The organism is Nocardia macrotermitis (genome assembly GCF_009604405.1).
Classification (GTDB): Bacteria; Actinomycetota; Actinomycetes; order Mycobacteriales; family Mycobacteriaceae; genus Nocardia; species Nocardia macrotermitis.
In genome coordinates, this window is sequence record NZ_WEGK01000001.1 from 185,785 (window position 1) to 202,395 (window position 16,611).

Genomic DNA, 16,611 nt, shown 5'->3' on the forward strand with positions numbered 1-16,611 from the left:
CGGCCCCGCCGATCGACACCCTCGCGGGGTCATCGCGCACCGTCGAGGAACTCGAACCACCCTGAAAAGGGCGGTCATTCACGTGACCCAGGCGAAGCGCGACTCGGAACCTCCAGCGAATTATCAACGGTCAGAGGAGAATTCACTGAACGCCAGATTCGTCGGATCTGAAGCCCACGTGCCGATTCCCAACAACGCAGCGCGGCTCACCGATTCCTGAGGGCGCGACCGGTTCCGTCGGGTCAACCGGCTCTGTCCAGCGGCGACCCCGTGTTCTCGGCGTTGCTGCCGAGCTTTTCGCCGGTCACCGTGTGGGCGACCAGGCTGGAGCGGAGGTGCCACGAGTCGGTTGCGGTCTCCGGGTTCAGGCCGGTCAGGGCCTCTATGCGGGTGAGTCGGCGGCGCAGGGTGCCGACCGATATGCCGAGTCGCCGGGCGATCGTGTCCTGGGTGCCGGGTGGGCCGAGGTAGGCGCGGAGGGTGTCCAGCAGGGTCGGCTCGGCGCGCAGCGGGTCCAGGACCGAGCGGATGCGTCGGTTGGCTCGGCCAGGTCGGGACAACTGGTATTCGCAGGCCAGGTCTCGGAAGCGGTGCAGGCCCGGGCCGCGGCCCAGATGCATTGCCAGATCGAGTAATTCGTGTGCCAGGTCGGCGGATTGCGGGATCGCGGCTTGGGCTGCTTCGACGAATGTCGCGGTGATCGGTGCGCCTGCGACCTCGGTGAGTCGATCGATCAGCTCGCTCACTCGCTGCTCGGTCCCGGGGTGGTCGGTTCCAACGTCACCAGTCCCGACATCACCAGTCCCGACGCCACCGATCCTGACGTCGCTGGTCCCGACACCACCGATCCCGACATCACCAGTCCCGACCCCACCGATCCCGACATCACCAATCCCGACGCCACCGATCCTGACGTCGCTGGTCCCGACACCACCGATCCCGACATCACCAGTCTCGACGTCACCGGTCCCGACATGATCGGTCGCGACATCACCAGTCCCGACATGATCGGTCGCGACATCACCAGTCCCGACATGATCGGTCGCGACATCACCAGTCCCGACATGATCGGTCGCGACGTCACCGGTATCGACGTCATCTGTATCGACGGCCGGTGTGTCGGCGGCTGGGGTGTCGGCGGCTGGGGTGTCGGCGGGGATCAGGATCGTGCCGCCGTCGACGCTGAGCAGGGAGAGTGTGTGGGGGCGGCAGCCGGTGGCCAGTTCGGCTTGGATGCGGCGGAGTTTGCGGCGGGCGACGACGCGGGCGTCGAGTCGCGGGTCGTTCTCCTGCGGATGCGCGCCGATGGCGATGGCGACGACCAGGTACGAATTCGACAGTGCCGCAGCGTATCCGGCGGTGCGGGTGCCGTCGGCGCGGCCGGCCAGCAGGCCCGAGGCCAGGCTCACCGCGGCGATGCGGCCCTCGGTGGTCATCGCGCGGACCTCGGCGGCGTAACCGCGGGCGACCGCCGCCGAGAGGGTGCGCAGGGCGTCGATCAGATCCGCGCCCTCCGCGCGCACGATCCGGCCGTCGGACCAGGTGACGCCGCGCGCCCACCATTGCAGGGATGCCGAGACCGCCGCGTGGACGGCGCGATGCAGGATCTCGATCGGCAGCTCACGCTGTGCCCAGCGGCGGGCGATCGATTCGAGGCGTTCGGTGACCGATTCGGTGTCGGTGTCGGGGTCGGCGGGTTCGGTCAGTTCGCGCACGCTGTATCGCACGAGTTCGACCAGATCCGCCCGGAGCCGCCGGTCCATTCGGCTCGCGATGGCCGTGAGGTCCAGGTTCTCCACCACCGAACGCACCAATGTCGTGGGGTGCACCGGTTGCGGTCCGGTTCGCACGGGCGCTCGGTTGGAATACATAGCGCTCGCCCTCATGCGGGTCATGAACAATTCCTTCAGGATTTGTCGTTACTGCCGCCTATCGACTCTACCGAGGGTGCGGGGCCGCGCGGATGTCTCGAAGTACACAATGCGGCCCGTGCTCATTGTGTAATGCCACCGAAGTGGATCGAGCCTGCGGTGGGTCGGCAAATCTGCTGGTAGATGCGACAGGCGGCAATGATGCCCGGAGAACCGGATCCAGACTGTTCCGCCGATGGCACGAAACACCTTGTGCGGCGGCCGAATCAGCTGCCGACGCACTCGAGGTTATCGATCATCTGCGCCGTCGGCAGTGGCATACCCTGAGTCGGCGATTGTGAAATTCACCGTGATCGCCCGATCGAATCGAGTGACATTTCCCAAAAGGAGACTCTCGAATATCGCGCCGTATGGGAAATCAGCGGCGAGGACGATTCACGCGATACCCAAACGCGAATCCAGCGCGGCCCACTCCCCCGCGTCGGCGCCCGGCGGGTCGATGGTCAGGCTCATCGGCGGGCGGTCCGCGAAACTCGGTTCGGTGACCGTGCGCCGCCAGCCGGTGCCGTGCGGAATGAACTGGGGCAGACCGCGACCGGAGTCCTCGAGGCCGAGACGGTCCAGCATTGTCGCGATGATCTGGCGGCTCATGGCGGCGAGCTCGTCGTTCGGGCGGTTGCGGTGCAGGCGGGTGCCCAGGTCCACCTGGCCGATGGCGGCGATGCCGTGGCGCGCGAAACAGTCCAGGAGGATGCCGATTTCGACGCCGTAGCCGGGGGCGAACGGGATGGCGGTGAGGAGTTCGCGGGTGGCGGCGTACTCGCCGCCGAGTGGTTGCACGATCTCGGCGAGTTCGGGGGCCAAGGCGGACAGTAGCGGGCGGGCGACCAGTTGGGTGACCCGGCCGCCGCCGTCGGCGTCGGTGCGGCCTTCGGTGCGCAACGGGCGACGGTAGAAGCCTTTGACCAGGTGCAGGGCGTCATCGAAGAGCAGCGGTGCGAGTAGGGACGGGACGAACATCGGGCTGGGTGAGATGAGATCGGAGTCGACGAACACGATCAGATCGCCCTGCGCGACGGCCAGTGAACGCCACAGCACCTCGCCCTTGCCCGCGCGCGGCGGCAACTGCGGGAACGCCTGCTCGCGAGTGTGAACCGTGGCACCGGCAGCGCGGGCGGCCGCGATGGTGCCATCGGTGGAACCGGAATCGATCAGCAGCAATTCGTCCACCAGACCACCCACCAGCGGGCGGATCGAGGCGATCACCCCGGCGACGGTGGCCTCCTCGTCGAGTGCGGGCAGAACCACCGACACCCGGCGGCCCTGTTTGCGTTGCACGAGTTCGGGAATGGACCAGCGGCGATCGAACCAGGTCGGGCCGGTGTGGGAGACGGGCATGAGGCAGCCTTTCCAGTGGTCAGAGTCCGGGATCCAGGACGAGGGTGGTCAGGTGCGGCCACAACGCGACCCAGGGCTCACGCGGATACCGGCAACGCCATACGGTCACTCCACGATCGATGCCCGGGAAGCCGAGCGGATCGTCGATGTGCGCAACCGGTTCGGCGACTCCGAAGATGTTGCGCGGCAGTTCCTTCGGTCCACCCGCACTGACATACAGCACGGTGCGCGCGGTATCGGGCGGACGGCCGAAGTACGCGTATCCACGATCCGCACTGAACACGGCCGGATGATCGGGTGGCGAGAGATCTTCGAGAGCCGCTGCCTGCCAATAGGTTTGGGTGAGTATTACGGCACCTGCGCGGTCATCCTCCGGCAGCGCGCGATACGCGGCATCCACACCTTCAACCAGGTGCGACCAACCCGTCGTACCGAATGTTCGCATACGGGTAGATAATTCGGCCTGCGAGCGGACCGGCCTGTCGATTCGGCCGAGCGGCAGCGGCAGGACGAACACCACGGTCAGGGAGATGGCGATGGGCACAACGACCACCGCGATCCCCGCAGTTCGAGCCAATCGTCTCGGGATATATTGTGCTGCAACAGAACCAGAGAATCGTGTGGCACGATCCGGATTGTCTACGACAGTGCTGGTGGTGCGGCGGCGAATGTTCTGGAGTGCTGTGGCACCGGCGGCGAACAGGGCTGGGAACAGTCCGGCGACGTAGTAGGGGCGGCCGCCGGTGAGGATTACGAACAGGATCTCCACTATTACGGTGATGGCGATCCAGCGGTGGGCTCGGAACATGTTGTGGCGCAGTAGGGTCCAGCAGCCGAGAAGAGCCAGCAGGCCGCCGAGGAGGCCGGTGAGCAGGGCCCATTGGAGTGGTAGGCCGAGGGGGCCGCCGGTGGCGGAGTGTTGTTCGGTGCGGATGATCGCGCCCATGGCCAGTTGGGGCCAGTGGTGGTGTTGTTGCCAGAGTATTCCGGGGAGCGCGGTGAGGGCGACTACGGGAAGGGCACACCAGAGCGTCGAGCGGCGCAGCAGGTTTCGTGGGCCGGCGAGGGCGATGCCGGTGAGAATTCCGGCCAACAGAACTGTGATCAGCAGTTTTATCTGGAGGTCCAGTGCGATCACGGCCGCGAAGGCCAATAGCAGCCGGTCGTGGCGCAGGCGAATCCAGCGGGTCAGCAACCACAGGGCGGTTGCGCTCAGGGTGCTGTCGAGCGCGAAGGTGGACAGGGTCGCGGCCTGGGTGATCAGGTAGGGACAGGTGGCGTAGGCCAGTGCGGCGAGGACCTGGGCGAGGCGACGGCCGCCCAGTTCGCGGGCGAATGCTCCAGCCAGCAGTACCCCGGCGATGGCGGCCAGGATCGACGGGATACGGAGTGCGACAACAGATCCCGGCACCAGCGTCCACGCGGCTCGGGCGAGCAGGGGGATCAGCGGTCCCTGATCGACGTAGCTCGGGGCGAGGTGATTCCCGGCTGCCACGAAATACAGTTCGTCACCGAAGTATCCGTAGCGGGCCGACCGGACGAGCAGGACGATGCCGGTGACGAGTGCGACGGCAGTTACCGCAAGCGTGGCGAAACGAACCTCCGGAGTGTTCGGATCCTGTTCCGCGACAGGTTGATTCCCTCGACCGGTGCGGCCGGAGATCGCGGTCACGGCCGGGCTTCCGGTCGTCGGGGTAGCGCCAGCGTGAGTGCCGTGAGCACGCCCGCGACCGCCGCGACGATCCACAGCACCGTCACACACGCCTGAAGGAACGTCGGCGCGGTGGCCGCCGACGCCACGGTCGCGTCGAAGGCGCCCGCGCATCCGTCCACCGGCAGCACATGTGACGGCGAGGCGAAAGCGGCGTGCGCGCAATCACCGAAGCGGCGCACCAGCTCGACCCGCTCACCGGGCGTTGCGTCACGGTCCGACAGATGCTGGGCGAGAAGCGATTTCGCGCCATCCACGCCGGAGCCCGCGGCGATGCGGGCGAAGAACACACTGCCGAGCACGGCCGCGCCGATCGCGCTGCCGAGTTGCTGCACGGTCGGCGCGAGCCCCGAAGCGCTCCCGGTCGGCTCCTGACCCAGTCCGGCCACCATGATCGCGGGCAGCGGTGCGGCGAACCAGCCCATCCCCGCCCCGGCCAACAGCACCGGTTCGCTCAGCGCCCGGGTATCCACACCGCCGGACGCGGGATGCACGGTCAACGCCATCTGCGCCACGCCCAGCGCGAACAGCGCGATCCCGGCGGTCAATGCGCGAGATCCCAAGCGGGCCACCAGGATCGGGGAGGTCAAGGCCGCCAGTAACGCCCCCAGCGCGAACGGCAGCAACAGCCGCGCGGTCTGCCAGGCGGACCAGCCCATCCCGGTCTGCGCGGTCATCGACACCGTGAACAGCAATGCCGCGAACAGCCCGTAGAACACCAGCAGCAACACCGATCCGATACTGAAACCCTTGTCGCGGAACACTTCTCCGGAAATCAGCGGCGTCCCGCCGTGCACCGTCACCCGCCACTGCCGCCAGCCGAATACGGCCAGTACCACCAGACCTGCCACCAGCAGTCCCACCGCGCTGAGCGGCCACCCCGAATCACGGCCGGTGGACAGCGGATACAGCACCGCGGCCACACCGACCATCGAGAGCACCGCGCCCGGGACATCCACCCGGACCGCACGCTCGGCTCGTCCGATATCCAGATAGCGCGCGGCCAGGACCAGGGCGATCAGCCCCAGCGGCAGATTCAGCAGGAAGATGGACCGCCAGCCGAGCCCACCCGGATTCAGCGCGACGATCAGCCCGCCCAGCAGCGGCCCGGACAATCCCGCCAGACCCGCGACCGCACCGTAGACACCGAACACCAGCGGCCGCCGCTGGACCGAAAATGCCGCTGCCACAATGGCAATCGTCTGCGCCGACACCGCCGCGGCACCCACGCCCTGCGCGACCCGCCCGGCGACCAGTTCGATCGGGAGCCGGGCCAGACCGCAGCCCAGTGATGCGGTGGTGAAGACCGTCATGCCGATCAGGAACAGTCGTCGCCGTCCGAAACGGTCGCCCAGCCGGGCGGCGGTCAGCAGGGTGCCCGCGAACGCCACCCCGTAGACGGTTACGACCAGCAGCTGTGTCGAGCCGGTGGCGGACAGGTCGTGGGCCAGCACCGGCAGTGCGGTGTTGACGATGGTCAGGTCCAGCATCTGCATGAACACCGCGAGCAGGCAGGCCGTCAGGGCCGCCCACGCGCGCCGATCCGAGGCGGGCGGATCCGCGATATCGCGTGCCGCCCGCAGCGGTATACCCCGAATCGCCATGGTCAGGCGTCGACCCGCAGGGCGTAGTCGCCGTCATCGGCCACCGCGGCGGTGATCTCGGTCAGCGTCTTCACGTAGCGGCCGATGGATTCGTCGGCGTCCTCGGTGTCGGGGTAGACCAGGCTCAGGGTGGTCACGTCGGGAAATCGGTTGATCCAGAGGTAAACCTCGCTGGCCGCGGCCCGATTGGCGAACAGGCCGCCGTTGATCCGGTCGAACATCTCCACCCCGGCGATCTTGCGCACGTCGACGTAGGACAGCATCATCGCGGCCCAGCCCGGTTGCACACGGATACCCAGTTCGGGGGTGGCCAGTTCCAGCACGCGGTGCGGGGAGACGTCGGTGAGGGCCTTGGCCCCGTCGGCGGCGGTCTGGGCGGCGGCGACCAGCGCGGAGAAGCGCGCGTCGGGTGGCACGTCGAAGGCGATGGGGAGCAGATTCGTGTAGTAGCCGACCGCGCCGGTCTCGCCGGGCGTGCTGCGAGTATTGGCGGGGCTGAGGATGAAATGCCAATCGTTGCCGGTCAATTCGACCTCGGTGAGGGCCAGCGCGGCGAACAGGCCGCCGAGGAATCGGCCGCCGCCCGCCTCGCACGCCCACTCGAAACGCTGGGCGTCGTCCTCGGTGAACAGTGGCATGGTTCGTACCGCGCCGCGCACGTAGCCCGTGGTGGTCGCGGTGCCCAGGTACAGCGGGAAGGTCGGGAGCTGACCGCCGTTGCGCTGCAACAACTTCAGCCAGGTGGCGACCTGCGGGGACTGCGCGGTGAGGGCGGCGTTGTAGTCGCGTTCGCGGGCGCAGTAGGCCAGATGCCCGTCGACGGGGGCGAGTGCGGGTTCGGTGCCGGACAGCGCCGCGCCGTAGAGCATCAACAGGTCCACGCAGGTCAGTGCCTGGGCGACGCCGTCGGTGTGTAAGTGGTCGACCGCGGCGTAGACGGTGAAGCCGTTGTCGTGTTCGATGATTCCGAAGCTGAAGCAATTCCAGTGCAGCGCATCGGGTGTGGTGTCCTGGACGTGCCGGCGGATCGCCTCGCTGTCGGTGAATTCCCCGTATTCGGTGGGGACCAGTTCGAGCGTCTGCGTGTCGACGACGTGCCGGACCACACGGTCGTCGGGCTCCACGGTGAACCAGCTGGCGAACGATTCGTGCCTGCGGACGAAGGCGGTGACCGCGCGGGTCATCGCCGCGATGTTCGGCCTGTCGGGGATGTCGTAGGAGATCATGCACAGCCGGGAGGCGCGGTGGCCCGCGGCGGCGGTGCGGTGCGTCGTGCGCAGGTATTCCCGTTGCTGGTAGGTGGGCGGGATCGGATGTTCGGGCGCGGTGTACATGAGGGCCAGCGCGGTGGGCGGAACACCCCAGCTGGTGACCCGGCCCGGTTGCGGGTGCCAGTCGTCGAAGAAACCGAAATTGACCACGAGTGCCCTCGATTCACAGCGTCGGGATGAGGCGCCGCCCGATTCCACGGCGGCTCCGGGCCAGTCAACGGCAGCCGGAGCAACCCCGACTACAGGTTCTCGGCGATGTTGTGAGGATTGACAGCACACCCCGAGGGAAGCGGCATCCGTTTCCAATCTTCACCGACAGTGATTGCCGCTCTTGATGATTCGTCCCTACCGTGGCCGTACACAGGCCAACGGACACTCCGGGGAGGACCAGGTGGGCAAACACTCCGCACCACGCAGGTCACGCGCGCGCGGTCGGCAGGCGACGATGCTCGCGCCCGTGGTGGCACTGGCCACCGGGTGGGCGGGCACCGCGCACGCCGATCCGGTCGCGCCGGCTTCGATTCCGGCGCTCACCGCGGCCGCGCGGCCCGCGGTGGACGGTTCGCATCTGGTGAACGTCGTCCCGGAGGCCGGGCGGATGGTGAACATGCGGGTGTACTCGGCGGCGATGAATTCCGTGATCACCGTGAAAGTGCTTCGCGCACCGGATCATTCGAAACCGGCGCCGGTGCTGTATCTGCTCAACGGCGCGAACGGGGGCGTCGACGAGTCGAGTTGGACCGAGCAGACCGATATCGCCGAATTCTTCGCCGACAAGCAGGTCACCGTCGCGATTCCGCTGGGCGGGCGCGGCAGTTACTTCACCGATTGGCGCACCGACGATCCGGTGCTGGGCCGCCAGCGGTGGAGCACCTTCCTGACCCGGGAGCTGCCGCCGATCATGAACTCCACCTTCCACGGCACCGGGAAGAACGCGCTGGCCGGGATCTCGATGGCCGGAACGTCGGTGTTCCAGCTGGCCCTGGACTCGCCGGGCCTGTATCAGGCCATCGGCGCGTACAGCGGCTGCGCGCAGACCAGCAACCTGCTCGGCGAGGCATACGTGACCGCCGTCGTGGGCCGCTGGGCCGGCAACGCGGCCAACATGTGGGGCCCACCCGGAGACCCCGCCTGGGCCGCCAACGACCCGTACCTGCACGCGGATCGCCTGCGCGGCACCGCAATCTACGTCTCGTCGGGCACCGGCCTCCCCGGCCCCCTGGACACCCTGGACGGCCCCGGCATCCACCACGACCCCACCAAACTGGCATCCCAACTCACCAGCGGCAGCATCCTGGAAGCCGCCACCAACCAGTGCACCCACCACATGCACGACCGCCTCACCCAACTCCACATCCCCGCCACCTTCAACTTCCGCCCCGCAGGCACCCACTCCTGGGGCTACTGGCAGGAAGACCTCCACAACTCCTGGCCCCTCTTCAGCCGAGCCCTGCAAACCAACCCACCCCGCCTGAACCCCACACCCGCACAATAGAATTCAGCTCCCATCGCGACGAACCCGCTCGGCCAAGAGCGCGGTGTCGACCGGGGTTGAGGTGTCGATCGGAATCGTGGTGGCGGCCAGGCCGAGGGGCTCGGCGCGTGACACCCAGTCGTTCCAGTCGTTCGTGAGATGCTCGCGGTCGCGGTAGAAGCCGGGGCGCGCACGGCTCTCGTAGCGTGCGCGGGCGATCTCGGGCGGGACATCGCACCAGATTTCGACGGTGCGGGCTGCCCCGGCGCGGACCAGACCGGCGCGGACCAGGGCTCGATCGCGTGGTGCGAACCACCATGAGTCGATCACGATGTCGTCCGGGATCGCCTGTGCCAGAGTCCATATCGTGTCCATGGCGATGGCGCCCAGTGTGGGCAGTGCACCTGCTCCGGTGACGGTTGCGGCGAGGGCTTCCTTCACCTCGTCCTTCGACAGGAAGCGGGCGTGGAGGTTGCGGGCCAGGGCTTGCCCCAGGGTGGATTTGCCCGATCCGGGGAGGCCGTTGACCATGACGAGCAGGTTGGGCATCGGGTCATACTGCCGCTCATCGGGGTGGGCGTGAGCGGAGGTTCGTCAGTGTTGTTGGGGGAGGGTCGGTTTGGGGGTGTCGACGCTGGCTGTCGAGTCGAGGAAATCGGTCAGGAGGGTGGTTACGGCTTCGGGTTGTTCGAGGGTGGTGGTGTGGCCGGAGTTGGGGATGAGGTGGTAGTGGCTCTTGGGGATGAGGGTGGTGATTCGGTGGGAGCGGGCGGGTGGGGTGGCGCGGTCGTCGGCGCCTACCGCGACGAGGGTGGGGAGGGTGATGGCGGGGAGTTCGGGTTCGATGGTGGGGCGGTCGGCTACGGCGAGGACGGCGCGTCGGATGGCGGGGCGGTGGCAGTGGGACAGGCGGGTGGACCACTCGTCGATGACGGCGCGGCGGGTGCGGTCGGCGCGGATGGCGGGGCCGAACAGGTGCGGGGTGATCAGGGGGCGGATGGGGCGGACGCCGAACCAGTGCAGGGCGCGGGCCAGGCGCTTGTATTCGCCGATGTGCTCCGGGTCCTCGGGGCCGGCGCTGGTGTCCAGGAGGGTCAGTGAGCGCAGGTGTTCGCCGTGGCGGGCCGCGAGGCGCAGGCCGACGAATCCGCCCATCGACAGGCCGACCCAGTGCACCGGGCGGGAATCCAGCGCGCGGATCAGGCCCAGCGCGTCGGCGGTGAGGCTGTCCATGTCGTAGCCGTCGGGGGTGGGCGGGGTCTCGCCCTGGCCGCGCCAGTCCAGGGTGACGCAGCGGAAGCGGTCGCGCAGGGCCTGGATCTGCGGCCGGAACATCCAGCCGCCGAACAGCAATCCGTGCCCGAACACGATGGTCGCGGCGTCGGGGCGGCAGGGCGGGACACCGGTGTCGGTGTACGCGATCGGCACGCCGTGGATGTCGATGATGGGCATGATCTCCTCGTTCTCCGGCCGCGTCGGCGCCCGGTTCACACCCGGACCGACAGCAGCGCCGGTCCGCGCACATTGATCCGTCCGTTCCAGCGCACCTCGTCCACCTCGGCGGAGGGGAATCGGGACACGAAGCGCGGGAACATGATTCGAGCCTGCATGCGGACCAGCGCCGCACCCAGGCAGTGGTGGATGCCCGCGCCGAAGGTCACGTTGCGGGCAGCCTCGGGGCGGTCCAACCTCAATTCATCCGCGTCCGCACCCCAGAACTCGGGATCGCGATTGGCCGCGGCCAGGCAGGCCACGACCCAGGAACCGGCGGGAATCTCGTTGTCGCACACGCGCATCGGCGTCAGGGTGATTCGCCGCATCAGATGCACGGGGGTGTCGTAGCGCAGCAGTTCCTCCACCGCGGCACCGCTCAGTTCCGGGTCCTCGCGCAGCCGCCGCGCCTGATCGGGGTGCCGCAGCAGCGCCAGGATGCCGTTGGCGAGGTGGTTCACCGTCGTCTCGTGCCCGGCGATGTACAGCAGCATGACCTGCGCGACCAACTCCTCCGCACCCAGCACATCACCCTCGTGTTCGGCGGTGATGAGGCGGGTGATCAGGTCTTCACCGGGATTGTCGCGCTTCCAGCGGACCAGATCCGTCACGATCGCGCGCAGCTCCGCGTCGGCGGCCCGGATCCTGGCTTGCAGGGCCGGATCGGCGAGCGGTTCCAGCGCGAGCACCAGCACCGCGGTCAGCTCCCGCAACCGCGCGCTGTCCAGCACCGGGATGCCCAGCAGCTCGGAAATGGTCGTGAAGGGCAACGGAAACGTCAGTTCCGCAACGACATCCGCCTGTCCGGCCGCCGCGATCCGGTCCAGGGATTCGGCGACGCGGGCGGCCACCCGCGAGTGCAGGGCGTCCACCGCGCGGGGCGTGAACGCCTTGGCGACCAGCCGCCGCAGCCGGGTGTGGTCGGGCGGGTCCTGATCCAGCATCGACAGTCCGCCCATGATGCGATTCGCGCGGCCGAGCCGGGCGCTGTCACTCTTCCAGGCGGGCAGCCGGGTGAGATGCCGCTCGTCCACCGATTGCACCGAGGAGCGTTGCAGCGCAACCACATCCGCGTATCGGGAGACCAGCCGGAAACCGAGGGGATGTTCGTAGGCGGGAGCCCGATCGCGCAACCGGGCGTAGTGCGGATAGGGATCGGCGGCGAAGCCGGGGGCGAACGGATCGAACACGGCGGTCTCTGTCATGACGGCTCCCGGTCAGGATGTGGCCAGCTTCACGTTCCGCATGGTGACAAGTGCTGTGGCACAGAGGCTTTCACCCTCCGGTTCGACGGAGAAGACCTCCGCGGCGGCGACCGTCAGCAGCGCGCCGGGGTTGATCACCCGGCCGCGGGCCACCACCGCGTCCCCCTTGGCCGGGGCGAGGATCTTCACGGTGTAGTCGATGGTCATGTTCACCCAGCCCGGCCGCAGCAGGGTTCCCGCCGCCGAACCGGCCGCGAAATCCGCCAGCGAACCGAGTACCCCACCCTGGAAATATCCGTTGTGCTGGGTCAGTTCCGGGCGATGTGGCTGCACGATCTCGACCCGGCCGGGCGCGATCTCCTCGAAGTCGAAGCCCAGATGCCGCGCGGCGGGCATGCTCAGCACCACCGACCGCACCTTCTGCTCGAAATCCGGATCGAGCACTTCCCAGTTCTGCGCCATGTCAGCTCCTCGCCTGTGATTCGGTCGCTTCCCGCGGCGACGGCAGCTGCGGCCAGCTCTCGAATTCGGCCGCCAGATAGTTCCGGCGCGCCGCCGCCCGCATGATCTTGCCGCTACTGGTCTTCGGCAACCGGCTCGGCAGAGTCAGCACCAGATCGCCCAGGGACAGCGAGTGTTCACGCACCACCGCAGCCCGGATCGCGCCGAGCACGTCGGCGGGGTCGGCGACGTCGAGGTACTCGCGCAGCACTTCCTGAACCACCACCAGGCGCTCGGCCTCGCCGCCGGGCACGGCGAACGCGGCGCACGCGCCGGGCCGCAGGGCGGGGTGCGCGGCTTGCACGGTGAGTTCGATGTCCTGGGGGTAGATATTGCGGCCGCGGATGATCACCACGTCCTCGAGGCGGCCGACCACGTACAGTTCGTCGTCCAGCAGCAGCCCGAGATCGCCGGTGCGCAGGAAATCGAGGCCGGGTTCGTCGGCGCAGCGGGCGTGGAAGGTTTTGGCGGTGGCCGCCTCGCGTTCCCAATAGCCTTGGGCGACATGGCCTCCGGATAACCAGATCTCGCCGACCCGATCCGGCGGGCAGACCCGGCCGGTCTCCGGATCCACGATGCGCAGCGTCTCGCCGCGCGGCGCTCGGCCCGAGGCGATCAGGGTGCGGGACCGCTCCCCCGCCGGGGCGTATCGGCGCTGTGCGAGCGCGTCGGGGTCGACCTCGAGGGTGAGTGCGCCGCGCCCCTTCACGCTTCCGGCGGCCAGCAGCGTGGCCTCCGCCAATCCGTAGCAGGGATACAGCCCCCGCGCCCGGAATCCGTAGGGGGCGAACGCTTCCGCGAATCGCTCCAGGGTGTCCGCGCGGATCGGTTCGGCACCGTTGAACGCGACCTGCCAGCAGCTCAGATCGAGCCCGGGTTCCGGTTCCGCACCCGCGGCCAGGCGCGCGACACAGGCGTCGAAGGCGAAATTCGGTCCGCCACTGGTGTGTCCGCGATACCGGGAGATCGCCGAGAGCCACAGCAGCGGCCGCCGGATGAACGTGGTGGGGGCCATCTGCACACCCTGCGCACCGACGTAGAGCGGTTGCAGCGCATTGCCGATCAGGCCCTGATCGTGGAAGAACGGGGCCCAGCCGACCAACGTCGAATCGCGGTCGTGACCGAAGGAGGTCCGGATCATCTCCTCGTTGGCGATCAGGTTGCCGTGCGAGACCATGACACCCTTGGGCGCGGCGGTGGATCCCGAGGTGTATTGCAGGAAGGCGATCGAATCAGGTTGCGCGGCAACGACTGTGGCCGTGTCGACCGGCGGCAGCAGGTCGACGCCGATCCAGTGCTCGGCCGGGCACCACTGCTCCGGCAGGGCGCACAGCAGGTCGACTCCGGCCCCGAGGGTGAGCACCGCGGCCGGGCGGCAGTCCTGCACGATGGAGCGGGTCGCCGCCGGAATCCCGGTGGGGCGCGGCGGATTCAACGGCACCGCGACGACTCCCGCGTACAGGCAGCCGAAGTAGGCGACGAGGAATTCGGGGCACTGCGGGAAGATCAGCAGCGCCCGATCACCGGGTACGCAGCGTGCGCCCAGTTCGGCGGCCACGGCAAGCGCCCGGCGATGCAGGTCCCGATAGCTCAGAACGTCGCTCTCCGTACCGTTTTCGTTCAGGAAGACGTAGGCGGTGCGGTCGGGTTCCGCACCGGCGCGACGCGTCAGGATCTCGGGGAGCAGTTCGATATCGGTGCTCATGCCGCCCTCCGTACCGCGACCGGCAGTCCGGTCAGCCCGCGCACGATGAAACTGTGTTCCTGCCAAGATAATTCGCTGTCCAGCAACGTCATGCTCGACGAATGCCGGTACAGGAATTCGAACACCGCCCGCGCCTGTAGTTCGGCCAGCAGACCACCCAGGCAGCCGTGCATGCCGTGGCCGAATGCCAAGTGGCCGGACGCATCCCGGGTGAGGTCGAACTCGTCGGGCCGCTCGAACGATTCCGGATCGCGATTGGCCGCACCCAGGCACACCAGCACCTGATCACCGGCGTGCAGCAACTGTCCGCCGATCTGCACGTCGCGGGTGGCCAGCCGTTTGGTCAGCTGGAGCGGACAGTCGTAACGCAGCGCCTCGGTGACCGCGGCGTCCACCCGTTCCGGGCGCTCCCGCAGCAGCGCGTCCTGGGCGGGGTGGCGCAGCAGGGCCAGGACACCGTTGCCGATCAGCGATTTGGTGGTCTCGTTACCGGCGACGAAGCACATCATGCAGACGAAGATCAGTTCCTCGTCGGTGAGCCGGTCACCGCCCGCGGTGTGGGCGGCCAGCAGTCGGCTGATCAGGTCGTCACCGGGACGCCGCCGACGTTCGTCGATCACCTCCGACAACGCCGCGGCGAAAAGTTCCACCACCTCGCGCACCCGCGCGAAGTCGGCCGCCTTCATCATCCCCGGCTCGAGCAGGAAGCGGATGTCGTGGGTCCACGGCCCGACCTGCGCGCGCAGCTCCGGCGGCAGCGCCATCCACTCGCACAGCACCGTGATCGGCAGTGGCGCAGCGAGATCCGCGATCACGTCCAGTTGCCCGGCATCCCAGGCCGGTGCCATCAGCCGCGCGGTGACCGCACTCACCAGCGGCCGCAGTTCGGCCACCGCTGGGGCGGTGAACACGCGGTTGACCAGTCCGCGCAACCGCGCGTGATCCGGATTGTCGGTGAACACCAAGGACTTTCGCCCCAACCGGCCGATCCGGTCCACCCCGTTCTGCCCGAGCCGCGCGGCCTGCTCGTCCACCAGACGCGGGATCAGGCTCGCGCTGAACGAGCGGTCGTGCAGCACCGCGCGCACGTCCTCGTACCGGGTCAGCACCCACATTCCCAGCGTCCGGTGCACCGGATGCGCCTCGCGCAGTTGCGAATACATGGGATACGGGTCGCGCCGGAATTCGGCGCCGAAGGGATTGAACCGGATCCGGCCGGGTGCGACGGTCATCGCGTCCGCCCGGCGAAATACTTGCCCGTGTACGGCCGCAACACGATCCGGTACAGCCCGATCTTGCCCATCCGGAAACCCAGCGCCGACTGCGCCAGATAACGCCGGTACCGGTCGACGGTCTTCTCGCCGACCAGTTCCGTTGCCCGCGTGCGGTTCTCGCGCAGCCGCGCGGCCCACTGCCCGCAGGTCCACGCGTAGTCCTCGCGGCCGGTGGTCATGGACCGGACCTCGAAGATGCCCTCGGCGGCGGTGAGGATCTCCGCCGGGGTCGGCAGATCCGCGTCGGGGAAGATCTCCTGCTGGATGAAGGCGCTGGCCTGCTCGCGGGACATGTCACCGTAGGTGATGGTCTGCAACGACAACGTCCCGGAGTCGGTCAGCCAGTCCCGGCAGCGGGTGAAGAAGTCCCGGTACACCCGGATCTTCGCGGCTGTCGAATCGTCCGGGCGAGCGAAGTGCTCGAAGGCCCCGATCGAGATGATCCCGTCGAAGCGGCTGTCCGGCTCGTAGTGCAGCCAGTTCTCCGTCCGCACCTCGACGCCCGGAAGTTCCTGCGCACCAACGTATTCCGCCTGCTCCGGGCTCAGCGTGAGCCCGACCGAGCAGGCCACCCCGCACCGCTGCGACGCCTCGCGCAGGATCGCGCCCCAGCCGCATCCGATATCGAGCACCGCAGCGGCCCGGTCGGCGGCGATCGCGTCGAGGTGGTACCGGAGTTTGCGCTGCTGCGCGGTCTCCAGCGTGTCCTCGGCGTGCTCGCGCAACGCGCAGGAGTAGCTGAGCGTGGGGTCCAGCCACAGCCGGTAGAAGTCGTTGCCGACGTCGTAGTGGTGCCGGATCGCGGCCGCCGCGGCGACCGCCCGGTCGGTGGGGGCGACCATGATCAGGCCGCGCTCCGGGTGCTCTGCTCGTGCAGATAGGTGGCGACGGCGTCGAGATTGGGGTGCTCGTAGAGGTCCTCGGGCGAGATGTCGATGCCGTAGCGGTCCTCGACCTCCATCAGCAGCGCGACGGCCAGTGCCGAGTCCACGCCCAGCCGGTCGAAGTCGGCGGTCGGGTCCAGGCTCCGGGCCGGAACCTCGAGCAGGTCGGCCAGGTAGTCCTGACACCAGGCGATGATGGCGTCCTTGCTGGTATCCACGATC

Annotated in this window: 14 protein-coding genes; 1 reads left to right on the forward strand and 13 read right to left on the reverse strand. The window is 68.3% G+C overall.

What is annotated here, in order from left to right; genetic code table 11:
- Positions 1-242 precede the first annotated feature (242 nt).
- From NRB20_RS39195 to NRB20_RS00880, 5 genes are all read right to left on the reverse strand, one after another.
- Complete coding sequence (locus NRB20_RS39195) at positions 243-1,850, reverse strand: PucR family transcriptional regulator (protein ID WP_153407259.1); 1,608 nt, start codon at positions 1,848-1,850, stop codon at positions 243-245.
- Between the two features lie 456 nt (positions 1,851-2,306).
- Positions 2,307-3,269: a glucosyl-3-phosphoglycerate synthase gene (locus tag NRB20_RS00865; RefSeq protein WP_153407260.1), complete on the reverse strand. Its 963-nt coding sequence runs from the start codon at positions 3,267-3,269 to the stop codon at positions 2,307-2,309.
- A 19-nt stretch (positions 3,270-3,288) separates the two neighbouring features.
- Positions 3,289-4,941 (reverse strand): ArnT family glycosyltransferase, encoded by a 1,653-nt coding sequence (locus tag NRB20_RS00870; RefSeq protein WP_194289678.1) that lies wholly within the window; start codon positions 4,939-4,941, stop codon positions 3,289-3,291.
- On the reverse strand, positions 4,938-6,584 hold the full coding sequence (locus tag NRB20_RS00875) for an MFS transporter (RefSeq protein ID WP_153407262.1): 1,647 nt from the start codon (positions 6,582-6,584) through the stop codon (positions 4,938-4,940). Before NRB20_RS00875 ends, NRB20_RS00870 begins: the two co-directional genes overlap by 4 nt.
- Positions 6,585-6,586: 2 nt before the next feature.
- Positions 6,587-8,005, reverse strand: coding sequence for a condensation domain-containing protein (locus NRB20_RS00880; protein WP_153407263.1), 1,419 nt, complete (start codon positions 8,003-8,005; stop codon positions 6,587-6,589).
- Between the two features lie 295 nt (positions 8,006-8,300).
- Between NRB20_RS00880 and NRB20_RS00885 the strand changes: the two genes are divergently transcribed.
- Complete coding sequence (locus NRB20_RS00885) at positions 8,301-9,350, forward strand: alpha/beta hydrolase (RefSeq protein WP_153407740.1); 1,050 nt, start codon at positions 8,301-8,303, stop codon at positions 9,348-9,350.
- A 3-nt stretch (positions 9,351-9,353) separates the two neighbouring features.
- On the opposite strand, the gene NRB20_RS00890 is transcribed toward NRB20_RS00885, so the two are convergent.
- Genes NRB20_RS00890 through NRB20_RS00925 form a run of 8 tightly spaced genes read right to left on the reverse strand, consistent with a single transcriptional unit; the run spans position 9,354 to position 16,607 of the window.
- Positions 9,354-9,878, reverse strand: a complete 525-nt coding sequence (locus tag NRB20_RS00890; RefSeq protein ID WP_153407264.1) for an AAA family ATPase — start codon at positions 9,876-9,878, stop codon at positions 9,354-9,356.
- A 45-nt stretch (positions 9,879-9,923) separates the two neighbouring features.
- A complete protein-coding gene (locus tag NRB20_RS00895) occupies positions 9,924-10,781 on the reverse strand; it encodes an alpha/beta fold hydrolase (RefSeq protein WP_153407265.1) in 858 nt (285 codons plus the stop codon).
- Between the two features lie 35 nt (positions 10,782-10,816).
- Entirely contained in the window at positions 10,817-12,025 is a 1,209-nt protein-coding gene (locus NRB20_RS00900) for a cytochrome P450 (protein ID WP_153407266.1), read from the reverse strand.
- 12 nt (positions 12,026-12,037) lie between these two features.
- Positions 12,038-12,487, reverse strand: a complete 450-nt coding sequence (locus NRB20_RS00905) for a PaaI family thioesterase (RefSeq protein WP_153407267.1) — start codon at positions 12,485-12,487, stop codon at positions 12,038-12,040.
- A 1-nt stretch (position 12,488) separates the two neighbouring features.
- Positions 12,489-14,231 carry a fatty acyl-AMP ligase gene (locus NRB20_RS00910; protein WP_153407268.1) on the reverse strand — a complete coding sequence of 581 codons (1,743 nt, stop codon included), beginning with the start codon at positions 14,229-14,231 and terminating at the stop codon, positions 12,489-12,491.
- Entirely contained in the window at positions 14,228-15,463 is a 1,236-nt protein-coding gene (locus NRB20_RS00915; RefSeq protein WP_153407269.1) for a cytochrome P450, read from the reverse strand. The genes NRB20_RS00910 and NRB20_RS00915 overlap by 4 nt, the downstream gene beginning before the upstream one ends.
- Positions 15,460-16,347 carry an SAM-dependent methyltransferase gene (locus NRB20_RS00920; RefSeq protein WP_153407270.1) on the reverse strand — a complete coding sequence of 296 codons (888 nt, stop codon included), beginning with the start codon at positions 16,345-16,347 and terminating at the stop codon, positions 15,460-15,462. The genes NRB20_RS00915 and NRB20_RS00920 overlap by 4 nt, the downstream gene beginning before the upstream one ends.
- A gap of 2 nt (positions 16,348-16,349) precedes the next feature.
- Positions 16,350-16,607 (reverse strand): acyl carrier protein, encoded by a 258-nt coding sequence (locus NRB20_RS00925; RefSeq protein WP_319944276.1) that lies wholly within the window; start codon positions 16,605-16,607, stop codon positions 16,350-16,352.
- Positions 16,608-16,611 lie beyond the last annotated feature (4 nt).